This window comes from Sagittula sp. S175 (genome assembly GCF_049800975.1).
Taxonomy (GTDB): domain Bacteria; phylum Pseudomonadota; class Alphaproteobacteria; order Rhodobacterales; family Rhodobacteraceae; genus Sagittula.
In genome coordinates this window covers 76659-86815 of record NZ_JBNAGB010000008.1, presented here as the reverse complement: position 1 = coordinate 86815, position 10157 = coordinate 76659, and the positions used below count along the sequence as shown (strand labels likewise).

The 10157-nt window shown below is 67.6% G+C and carries 14 protein-coding genes; all 14 read right to left on the bottom strand.

The genetic code is table 11. The features are described 5' to 3' along the window. Positions 1-6: 6 nt before the first annotated feature. The gene (locus tag ACP16H_RS12235) at positions 7-504 is read right to left on the bottom strand and encodes a hypothetical protein (protein WP_425072583.1); all 498 of its coding nucleotides are present in this window, start codon (positions 502-504) and stop codon (positions 7-9) included. A gap of 82 nt (positions 505-586) precedes the next feature. After that, the gene (locus tag ACP16H_RS12230; protein ID WP_425072582.1) at positions 587-1480 is read right to left on the bottom strand and encodes a Mu-like prophage major head subunit gpT family protein; all 894 of its coding nucleotides are present in this window, start codon (positions 1478-1480) and stop codon (positions 587-589) included. Between the two features lie 13 nt (positions 1481-1493). After that, positions 1494-1925 (bottom strand): hypothetical protein, encoded by a 432-nt coding sequence (locus ACP16H_RS12225; RefSeq protein ID WP_425072581.1) that lies wholly within the window; start codon positions 1923-1925, stop codon positions 1494-1496. A gap of 3 nt (positions 1926-1928) precedes the next feature. Then, on the bottom strand, positions 1929-2960 hold the full coding sequence (locus ACP16H_RS12220) for a phage protease (RefSeq protein WP_425072580.1): 1032 nt from the start codon (positions 2958-2960) through the stop codon (positions 1929-1931). 68 nt (positions 2961-3028) lie between these two features. Then, positions 3029-3544, bottom strand: a complete 516-nt coding sequence (locus ACP16H_RS12215) for a phage virion morphogenesis protein (protein WP_425072579.1) — start codon at positions 3542-3544, stop codon at positions 3029-3031. Next, on the bottom strand, positions 3544-3750 hold the full coding sequence (locus ACP16H_RS12210; RefSeq protein ID WP_425072578.1) for a hypothetical protein: 207 nt from the start codon (positions 3748-3750) through the stop codon (positions 3544-3546). The genes ACP16H_RS12215 and ACP16H_RS12210 overlap by 1 nt, the downstream gene beginning before the upstream one ends. After that, positions 3743-5257, bottom strand: coding sequence for a phage minor head protein (locus ACP16H_RS12205; RefSeq protein WP_425072577.1), 1515 nt, complete (start codon positions 5255-5257; stop codon positions 3743-3745). The genes ACP16H_RS12210 and ACP16H_RS12205 overlap by 8 nt, the downstream gene beginning before the upstream one ends. After that, positions 5250-6890, bottom strand: a complete 1641-nt coding sequence (locus ACP16H_RS12200; RefSeq protein WP_425072576.1) for a DUF935 domain-containing protein — start codon at positions 6888-6890, stop codon at positions 5250-5252. The genes ACP16H_RS12205 and ACP16H_RS12200 overlap by 8 nt, the downstream gene beginning before the upstream one ends. Before the next feature lie 11 nt (positions 6891-6901). Further along, positions 6902-8527 (bottom strand): hypothetical protein, encoded by a 1626-nt coding sequence (locus ACP16H_RS12195; RefSeq protein ID WP_425072575.1) that lies wholly within the window; start codon positions 8525-8527, stop codon positions 6902-6904. Beyond that, on the bottom strand, positions 8524-8802 hold the full coding sequence (locus ACP16H_RS12190; RefSeq protein ID WP_425072574.1) for a hypothetical protein: 279 nt from the start codon (positions 8800-8802) through the stop codon (positions 8524-8526). Before ACP16H_RS12190 ends, ACP16H_RS12195 begins: the two co-directional genes overlap by 4 nt. Then, positions 8802-8933, bottom strand: a complete 132-nt coding sequence (locus tag ACP16H_RS12185) for a hypothetical protein (protein ID WP_425072573.1) — start codon at positions 8931-8933, stop codon at positions 8802-8804. The genes ACP16H_RS12190 and ACP16H_RS12185 overlap by 1 nt, the downstream gene beginning before the upstream one ends. Next, positions 8918-9238, bottom strand: coding sequence for a hypothetical protein (locus ACP16H_RS12180; RefSeq protein WP_425072572.1), 321 nt, complete (start codon positions 9236-9238; stop codon positions 8918-8920). The genes ACP16H_RS12185 and ACP16H_RS12180 overlap by 16 nt, the downstream gene beginning before the upstream one ends. Further along, positions 9235-9564 (bottom strand): DUF7694 domain-containing protein, encoded by a 330-nt coding sequence (locus ACP16H_RS12175; protein WP_425072571.1) that lies wholly within the window; start codon positions 9562-9564, stop codon positions 9235-9237. The genes ACP16H_RS12180 and ACP16H_RS12175 overlap by 4 nt, the downstream gene beginning before the upstream one ends. Beyond that, a complete protein-coding gene (locus tag ACP16H_RS12170) occupies positions 9561-10157 on the bottom strand; it encodes a phage protein Gp27 family protein (protein ID WP_425072570.1) in 597 nt (198 codons plus the stop codon). Before ACP16H_RS12170 ends, ACP16H_RS12175 begins: the two co-directional genes overlap by 4 nt.

Sequence of the window (10157 nt, the reverse complement as noted above, 5' to 3'; positions counted from 1 at the left end):
GGTGTTTCAGACGGACAGGGCGACCGGTTTGTAGACGGTCAGCTTGGGGTCACCGTCCAGGGCCTCGATCTCCTCGATCGACAGTTCCTCGGGCGGGATCCCGACCGGGTCCTTCCCGAAATGCCGACCGGCGCGCCAGCGGCCCTTCTTGGGCCCGGTGACGATCACCAGCAGCTCCTCGGTCGCCTGGCGCTGCAGCGGGTGGTCGTAGTCGATGTCGCTGTCATCCTCGAAGGCCACGGCCACCTCGGGCTGGGGAGACGGCGCTGCCACCGCCTCCCCCTCTCCCTCGCGCCCCGCGGCTTTTGCCGCTTCGGCCTGTGCCGCCTGCTCGGCGGGCTGTTCCGTTTCCCCCTGCCCGGGTGCCGTCACCTGGGCCGCGATCTCGGCCTCGGCTTCGGCGATCTTCTCGGCGAGGGTCTCGTCCTTCCAGTTGCCCCGGAAAGGGATGTTCAACTCGGTCGCGCGGGCTTCCTGCGCCAGGCGTTCTTCGGTCTTCGGCATGAGAGGCTCCTGCTCCTGGTCTTGGGATGGGGGCCGGTGGTCCGGCCCCGCACCAAAGGTCAGGCGGATATTCAGGCCGCGATCAGGCCAGCCACGGCACGACCAGCAGCTCGGCGGTGCCCTTCCACTCGTTGCTCTCGCCGCCCGCGCCGAACTCCGAGTTGAGGATCTTGCGCCCGGCGCTTTCCAGCGAGGGGCCGACCACCAGCAGGTTCGGCATCTGCCCCAGCGGGCGGGCATAGTCGCCCAGCATCCCCGAGATTGCCGCACGGCCGATGCCGTAGTTCGCAGCGGTGAGATCCTGCTTCGAGCCCCAGCACTGCTGCCAGAAGCCGAAGCCGGCGTTCATGCGCGCGTCGGTGCCGTAGACGAACTCGTCATTGTCGAAGACGTTGTCGTCGGTCAGCTTGTCCTTCGCGACAAACTGGAAGTCCTTGCGTTTCTGCAGGATCAGCGGCTTCAGCGCGCGCGAGGTATCCATCAGGAACCAGGGCGCACCAGACCCGCCGTCGGTGTTGGCGACGGTGGTCTCGTTGCCCTCGGCATCGAGCACCGGGTGATCGGTGTCGAAGAAGTTCTGGCCATCGTAGCATTCGGTGGTCCAGCCCGCCTTCAGCAGCGAGAAGATCAGCGTATCCGGGTAGGATCCCGAAGACCGGCCCATCTCGGTGAACATCGGGCCATAGATCCCGAGATTGTCGGTCTCGACGTCATCCTTGTCGACGGCGATGGTCAGTTCCAGCTTTTTTTCCCGGATGGCGTAGTCGTGCTGTTCCAAGTTCTGAACAGAACGCGGGCCGATCCATTCGCGCACGTTGGGCATCTTGCCCAGCCAGCCGTACTTCTGTTCCTTCTGGCTGGAACGGACTTCGGTCGCGACGCGGCTCCACTGCGAGGGGGCCTCGCCGAGACCGGCCTGGAACGCGCCGGAGAAGCCGACGCGCAGGCTGTTGAGGTTTGCGGCATTCACCAGCATGTCATGTGCTCCTTCAGGATGCGTTGGTGAGGGCTTCGTCCAGGCGCACCCAGACGCCCTGGGCGTCGACGTTATCGATGATCCCGGCCTTCGAGCGGGTCGAGGTGGCCGAGGTCTTGGCGACGGTCTGATCGTCCACCGCGTAGGCGGCCTTGCCGATGTCGGCGGCAGTGATCTCGTCCGCAGCGGCGCTGTTGGCGTAGCGGAATACCCCCGGGCGATAGGTCAGCGACTTGTCGCCCGCCGCGCCGGTCGCGTTATCGACCTGCTCTTCGGCGCGCCCGACGCCGACCAGCCCGGTGGCAGTCCGGCCCGCGACCAGGTTGCCGCTGGCGTCGCGCATGACCAGCGCCCCGGCGTAGATGGTCTCGCCAGCGGCCACGGCCCCCTGGCGGGTATCGCCCTGGGCGCGCGGCGTGTTGCGATCTTGGGTCAATGCGGGCATGGCTCAGGCCTCCTGCGCTTTGGCGTCAGCCTGCAGCTGCGCCAGGTAGGTTTCGTGGGGCACGCCCAGCTGGTCCGCGATGGTGCGCTGCTCGGCGCTCAGCGCAGTCACCTGCGTTGCGTCCTTCGGCGGGGTGCCGCCCAGGCTGGTGGTGCCGAGCTTCGGCAGCATGGCGACCAGCTCCTCGGCGCGGGCGGGGTTTTCCTTGTGGAGGGCGACGAAGGTGTCTTCCTTGCCCTTCGGGATCGCGACACCCGCGGACAGCTGCGACTGGACCCAGTCGCGCGACGCCTTGTCGGCGAAGTCGGTCTCCATCTTGGTCAGCTTGGTCTCCAGCGTGGCGACCTTGTCCTGCGATGCCTGCAGCGCGGTGACCATGGCCACCAGTTCTGCCTGGGTCGCCGTGGGCTGAAGCCCCAGCGCACCGGTGACGGCGCTCAGGGCCGACAGCGCGGTCTCGTCGCCTTTCGGCTTCTTCTTCAGCGCGGCCAGGACATCCGCCTCGGATGCCTCCGCGCCGAGGCCGAGGATCTCGGCCACCTGTTTCAGGAAATCCATCCCGCTTGTCTCCTTCTGTGCGGAAAGCGCGGCGAGCTGGCGCAGCGCAGGGTCGTTGGTGAGGGCCACGGATGTGATCGCGAGGATCTGGCCATCCTTGGTGTGCATCAGCACCGGGGACAGGCCCCAGTAGCTGCGGTTCTGCATCAGCGCCTTGCCCGACGGGTTCCAGTCGACACGGCCCCAGATGCCGTCCTCGCGCTCCTGCATCTCGACAATGTAGCCATGCGCATGGGCGGGCGCGCCGACCTTGCCCGCCGTTCCTGTGGAATGGTTCTCGTCGATGTGGATGCGCGGGCTGAAACCGAAGCTGTTGGCGATCACCCGCTCGGGGTCATCGTAGAAGAATGGCCCCCGGCCGTCATAGGCCTTGGACTTCCCCTTCGGGACGATCCGCAGCCAGTCTGCGACCTCGCCCGGAGCGGACAGGGGCAGCTGGGTGGCAGCGAGTGCCGTGGTGTGAAGAGGCTTGTTCATGGGGGGCAGGATGCCCCCGATCGGCACGGCGTTACGGGTTGAAGGTGTTCACCAGCGCCCGGGCCAGATCACCCTTCAGCAGCCCCTTCAAGGTAGTCTTGAATGGTCGCCAGAAGGGCCGTTTCATCGCTGGGCCCGACGCCCAGGAAGGGACGGGCCGGGATGTCGCCCCAGGGGATCGATGCGCCGTTCGCCATGGTGCCGAACTCGCCCTTCTTCGCGCCGAACTGCATCACCGCCGCGTAGATCATGTTCGACCCCCAGCTGACCCCCTCGGCATCCACCTCGTAGGCGATGGTGGTGGACAGCATGCGGGTGACGCCGATCAGCGGGCGGGTCGGGACCGGCGCGTTGGCCTTGCGGCCCTCGGTCCGGCGGTAGCGGTCCATCGTGGTCAGCGACTTCGCCGCCCAGGGGGTGCCCTCGGGCGAGGTGCCGGCGGCGAAGTTGTCCTTCGTGCTGGCCAGCATCAGCTCGCCCATGTCCTGGAAAAGTGGCGTGGCATCCTGCAGCGCCGCGATCACGCGGGTCAGCGCCGGGGTCAGGCGGTCATCGGCAAAGTCGATCGAGAACGGATCGGCCATCAAAGGTCCAGCTCGATGCGCGGGGCATCGGCGTCGAACTCGGCGGCCTGGCGGGCGGTGAACAGCGCCTCCTCCCAGTCGCCAGCCTGCACGTCTCGATCGAGTTCGGGCAGCTCGGCCAGAAGCGTCTGCAGCTGCGCCTCGGCATCCGCGGGCAGCGGATCGGCGCTGATCAGCGCCCGGATGCGATCTTCGACGTCAGACATTCCAGCGGTCCTTTGCCTTGAAGACGGCCAATAGCTCCGGCTTGATCCGGTGGTGGTGCTCTGGCCCGAGGTTATACAGCACGAAGCTCTCGGCGACAAACTCCTTGAAGTTCGAACTGCCGTATTCCGACACTGCCAGATGCCAGCCCTCGCGGTCCCAGCCGCGGATCGCATCGTTGATCTCGTCCCAGTGGGTGAAGTGCAGCTGGTGACCGGTCTCGTGGATCGCGGTGGCGGCGGGTTTGCGCGCACCTTCGGACACCACGGTCCAGTCCCAGTTCGTCGCCTGCGCCGCCGACTTGGCGGGACCATCCGGCAGGCGTGCAATCGCTTTGCGGTGATCCTCGGCCCGTCGCGTGATGATCAATGCGCGATTCAGGTCCTGCATCTCCGGCGTCAGCTTCGTCCACTTGCCCTTTTGATGCCAGGGAACGGTCAGCATGCCGTCCGGGTTCCAGCCCATCGCCCGCGCCTGATGCCAGTACCAGGCATTGGCACCCCCGGGCAGGCCCCGCGCCCGGGTGGCCTTGCCGATGGCGCGGCTCGATCCCACCACCTGCAGCTGCACCATGTCGAACCGGTGCTTCAGCTCCCACAGCGTGCGGATCACGTCGTTGACGACGTCGAGCTGCACCTTGCCCGGCCAGTTCACGCGCTTCTCGGCGATCCCCGCCTCGACCACCAGGTCGGCGGCGTCCTTCAGGCTGCGCGCCTTGCGGATCTCCGGCGCGCGCGGCGCGGGCGGCGTCTCGGTCGCCGTTGCCAGGTCGGTGGCCAGCTGTGGCGGCAGCGTGGCGACCTTGGCCGCGACCATCTCGCGCACCTGGTCGGCGACGGTGCGCCCCGGCGCGTAGCCCCAGCCCCGGTCGATGCCGTCCGGCTCGCCGGTGCGCGGGTCGATCGCATCCCAGCCCTCGGCCAGCTCGACCATCGGGTTGCCACCCTTGCGGATCGCATCCTTGATCGAGCGCGCCCCGATCACGTAGCAGCCGCAGCCCCAGCCGTTCGGCGGGAAATGCGTGGCCCAGAAAGGATGGTCGACCGGCAGGATCAGGCCGTCCCAGGCGAGGTGCTGCTCGCGCGGTTCGGTCGCGCCGCTGTGGCGGTAGACCAGGAATTTGAACCCGCCCGCGACCAGCTGGGCCCAGCGCCCCGCCGCGTAGGTGCTGCGCATGTTCGTCGTGTAGATGACGCGGGTGCGCCAGGCCTCGCCCGCCTTGGTGCCCTCGCCGGTCCAGCCGTGCCAGCCGCGCTTGGCCACGATCCGGTCAAAGTCGGCGCGAAACGCCTGGATCGATGCGCCCTCTTCGATCGCCTTGCCCACCGCCCCGGCGAGATCGGCCAGCAGGTCGGCCTTCATCGCGCCGGCCACCATGAAGGCGCGGTCGTGGCTGTCCTTCCAGACGTCATCCCAGCGCTGCGTCGGCAGCAGCGTGCCCAGGCGCAGCTGCCAGGCCGCGACCTGTTCCGCGAATGGCCGGTGGAAGGTGCCCGCCAGCTCAGCCATCGGCGCCCTCGTCGGCGACGGCCGCGCGCCCGCCCAGGTCACTGGCAGCAAAGCCCATGGCGAAGAGCTGCGTCAGCTCGTCCTGCGAGATCCTCGGAAAGGCGGTGAGGATCATGGCGCGGGCCTCTTCGAGCGTGTCGGCGGCCTCGACCATCGCGCGGACCTCCTCGATCATCCGGGCCACCAGCGGACCGGCCTCGGTCGCCAATCGGTCGATCGAAGCGTCGAGCGGCGCAGCGCCGCGCTGAGGCGCTTTCCCGTCCCCCGGCGCTCCGTCTCTCGCCGAAAGGGCGGCAAGGGTGTTTAAACCCCCTTCAAATTCGCTCTCCGGGCCTTTTGCGTCCGTTTCGCCGGGCGCAGCTGTCGCCTGCGGGGCATTCTGGCCCGATTTCTGCAGCAAGTGGGCATCCTTCGACGGGCGGCGCAGCCCCAGCCTCGTGTAGACGTCATCCTGGGCAACCGGCAGCCCGAGGTTCACCGCCGTCTCGACGTTGGCCATCCAGGCGGTGACGTCCTCGGCCTCGGGCCGGGCGATGACGATGCGCGGATAGCGGCCATGGCCGGGGAAGTTGAGGTCGATGAAGGGCCGCACCAGGTCGCGGTTGATGCAGGCGGCCAGCGCCTTGGCGTCGGCGCGCTCGATGTCCTCCTGGACCATCCGGTGCTCGGCCCCGGACCCCAACCCGCCTGTCACGGCGTCGGTGGTGGCGGTCTGGCCCAGCACGGCCTTCGAGATCTGCCTGTCGAACCAGTCGGCGCGGCGCTCGTAGAGGTCAGAGGACGCCCCGACCTGCCCGGTCTCGACGAAATCGATCTGCATGCCCTCGGGAACGATGGCGGCGCAGTCCCCGGCGATGTTGGCGACAGCGCGGTAAAGCTTGTTCCGATCTTCCTTGGTGGACCCCGCCGGATACTTGCCCAGGCGGATCGGCTGGCCGTAGGTCTGGGCGAAGATGGCCCAGTCGCGCAGCGTGAACATCTTGAACAGGTAGGCCCACATCGCGGGCCGGGCGATGCCACCACGCGCCGCGATCCCGGACTTTGCCTGCATCCGGCAATCAATGAACTTGTAGGCGGGCAGCGGCACCTCCTGCCCGGTCTCGCCCAGCATCATCGGCATGTTCAGATCACGTCGATCGAACCTGAACCAGCGCGGGTCGCGGTAGACCAGCTGGTCGATGTTCCACTGGCCCATCGAGCGGTCCCAGATGATCTCGGTAAAGCTGAAGCCTTTCCCGATCGCGTCGAGAATGTGGAACATCTCGTCCTCGAGCTCGGACCGCTGCAGCCAGTCGCGCAGCAGCTGGCCGGCCTCGACATCGACGCTGTCCTTGCTGGCATCCTCGACCGTGATGTCCAGACCGGTCACCGACTTGCGACGGGTGGCCAGGACACCGAGGTAATGCAGATCGCGCTCCTCGATCACCTGCGCCAGCTCAAGGTAGCGCAGCGGATCGCCATTCTCCGCCTCTTGCAGGATCGCGCGCAGGCGCAGCGGGTTCAGCCCGTCCCCGGGCGATCCCGTCAGCGGCGAGCGCACGCCCGTCGTCGTCGGCCCCGCGACCTCCTGCACCAGTTCGGCCCGTTGCACCGGGCGGCCCCATTGATCGACCAGTTGCGGCGTGCGTGCCATGCGCGTTCCTCTCAGTTAAAGCCGGGCAGGCGCAGGCCCAGCGGGCTGCGCCACCAGCCGCGGCCCGTGTCCTCGTCTTCGTCCTCGGTCGCCGCGGTGGGCACCGGCGTGTAGTCGATTTCGCAGGGTTCCTGCTCGGACGCGTACCAGGCCAGTGGCCCGGCGATGGCGGTGTCGCCGTGGCGCTCCAGCCCGTCGCTGCCCTTGAAGCGGAAATTCTCCGGCACCTTGATCACGCCATCGACGAACTGCAGCGCCTGGTGATCGGACAGGATGTCGGCGTGTTTCGGCAGCAGGATGGTCCGGTCGGCAAAGGCCGCGATGTAGGGCGGCATCTGTTCCTGGTACCAAGTGCGGCTGAAGGAGACCTCGACGATCCGCGCGCCATACTTCTGTGCCGCCACTTCGGCCAGGTAGGCACCGTTCCCGGTCTTATCGAGCGCGCCCTTGGAAAAGCGCGGCAACGCATCGACGATGTGAAACAGCACCTGCTTTTGCTGCTCGAAGGGGATGTTACGCATCTCGACCACCATGCGCGCGCGGCGCACAAGGTCCTCGCCTTCTTCCAGCACGACCACGTCCGTGGCGTCCCCGTTGCGGGCGAAGTCCTCGCCGAAGTAGTGGCGCAGCTTGGGGTTCAGCGCTTTCAGGACAGGGTCCAGGTGCGCGATGCACCAGGCTTCGGTCTCCTTCCGGCGATCCGGCTCCGGCGCGTTCTTGAAGGCGTCGGGCTGGTGCCAGCGGATGAACGGGATCCCGTCAGCGAGGCAGGCCTCGATCTGCACCCGGGTCAGCGCGGCCCCGGCCATCTCGGACGGGATCGCGTCGAGCTCTTGCTGCATCGCCGCCGTGCGGGCGCCGTAGGACCCCCGGACCTGCTTCTCCCAGGCGTCCTGTTTTTCCTGCGTCCACTCCTCGCCCTTCATCAGGCAGACCCGGACGTAAAGGCCGTTGGCGATGGCATCGGCAAAGGTGTAGCGGTGCACCTTCCAGTCGCTCTTGCCGGACCGGGCCTCGCGGATCAGCTCGTTGAACGGGTTGAGGTGGCCGTCGTGGGTCGAGATCAGGCGCACCTTGCCGCCCCAGATCAGCAGCGCGTTGACCGCGTCCAGGACGTTGCGCACGTCGTTGTGGAAGGCGGCCTCGTCGATGCAGACCGCGCCCTGAAGGCCCCGGATGTTGGCGGGGCGCGATGACAGCGCCTCGACCCGGTAGCCCGAGGCAAAGGTGACGCGGTAGGCGGCGATCTTGCGGGTGTTGCCCTCTTCGTCCTGGTCTTCGAAGAGGAACTCCTCGACCTCGCCCAACTCCTGCGCGATGACCTTGGCGAAATGCGCGACGTAGCCGATGGCCTCGCGGCCCTTGTCCTTCGTGTCACCGATGTAGAAGCAGTTCATGCCCCCGGCCGATCGGCTGGACGCCGCGATCAGCGTCATGTCCAGCATCTCGGCAAAGGTGATCCCGGTGCGTCGGCCCTTCTCGCAGATCTTCAGGTCGCTGGTGTCTTCCAGCCAGCTTTTCTGGTGCGCCATCAGGACGCCTTCGGCCAGCGGATCGAGATCCGCCGGGATGTCGGCCCCGGTGGGCAGGAAGGACGGCAGCGCGTCGGGATCGCGGGTGAGCTGGGGGGCGGTCACTTTGCGTTACCTCGCCGAAGCTCTTCGAGGCACAGGCGCGCGCGGGTGAAGTTCGGATAGCCCTGGTAATGGCGCGCGTTTTCGTCCGTCGCCAGCTCCAGAAGCGTGCGGTTCAGGTGGTTCCAGCTGCGCCAATCGGCACCCACGCCATCGAGCTCGTCACGGATCTGCGCGGCAGCTTCACGGCAGGCCTTCGCGACGCGATCGTCGCCGCGCTTGGCCCAAAAGGTCGCATGCGCGGTCATGTCATTGGCGATCTGGGCCGGTGTCGCCATCAGATCGCTCCCTTGCGCCGCTTGCGCTCTTCCTGCCGACGCACCTGGCGCGACTTCGCCGCCGGTTTCGGTTCCGGCGAGGACTTGAACAGGCGTTTCAACAGCCGCTTCAGCATCAGCTCGCCCTCCATTCGCCGTTTTCCAGCCAGCCATGCCAGCCGCGCGGGCAGGCTTTCGTCGGGCGGCCATCGAGCGGCAGGATCATCGTCGGCTGTTCGCGGTTGCCGTCCCACTTCCAGCTCGGGCCATGCGAGGCGGGTTTGAACCGGTAGCCCACCAGCGCCTTGCGGATCTCGCCGCCACAGCGGCCGCAGGGGCAGGCGTACCAGAACATGGTCTCCTCGCCCGGGCCGATCTCGGGCAGCCAGAAGCTGCCGGGCACCTTGTCACGGCGCAGCGTGGCGACATCGGGGGCGAGGCTGGCGGGGCGTGTCATGCGGATGCGCCCTCCCAGGCGGCGTTGAAACGGTCTTCAAGGGCGTCTTCACCGGGGGCCGCACGGCGGGCATCGCGGTTCAGAAGGTCGGGGCAGAAGTCGCCCTCGCCCAGCCGCCAAAGGTGGCGGGCGGGCACCTGGTTCACCAGGCGCGCCTGGCGCGGGTAGACCTCGATCGCGCGGGCGTCGTCACCCCAGACGGCGTTCTTGATCTGCTGCAGCTGGTCCCAGGTCAGCTGGCCCTCGTGCTCGACGCAGAGGTTGCCCAGGGCATCGTCAATGGTAACCGGGTAGCCGAGGATGGTGGCGGTGCGCGGCTCGGTCATGATCTCAGCCCCAGGAACTCGCGGCGCAGGGTGGCGACGGCGGTGGCGCTCAGCCCCTTCTCGCCCGGGCCTCTGGCCTCTTGCTCGGCGGCATCGATCGCGGCATCGAAGCGCGCGTTGGCCGCGGCCTCGGCAGCCTCTGTCGCCTCGCGGGCCACGCGGTCGCGCTCGTCGGACAGCAGCTTCTCGCGCATGCCCGAGCTGCTCATGAGGTCCTTCAGCATCCGGCCCAGCGACATCAGGTCCTTGGGGTCGAGGTGCTCATCCTTCTCGCGCACGGCGTTGATCATGTGGACCGCACTGGTGGCGATCATCTGCATCAGCACCTTGTGCAGCTCGCCCTCGGCCTCGATGTCCATGTCGGCCAGCAGCGTCTCGGCGATCGAGAACGCCTCGCGCTGGTCCTTCAGCGCCTTCGAGTAGTCGCCCACCGCCGACTTGCCGATGCGGATCTCCAGACCCGCCTCCTCCAGGCGGAAGTTCAGCGCCTCGGTCACGTCGATGATGTCGGCAAAGCCGCGCGCGGTCAGCTCCTCGCGCAGCCAGCCCCGCACCTCTTCGGGGATCAGGTCCAGTTTCTTCGGCGCGGGCAT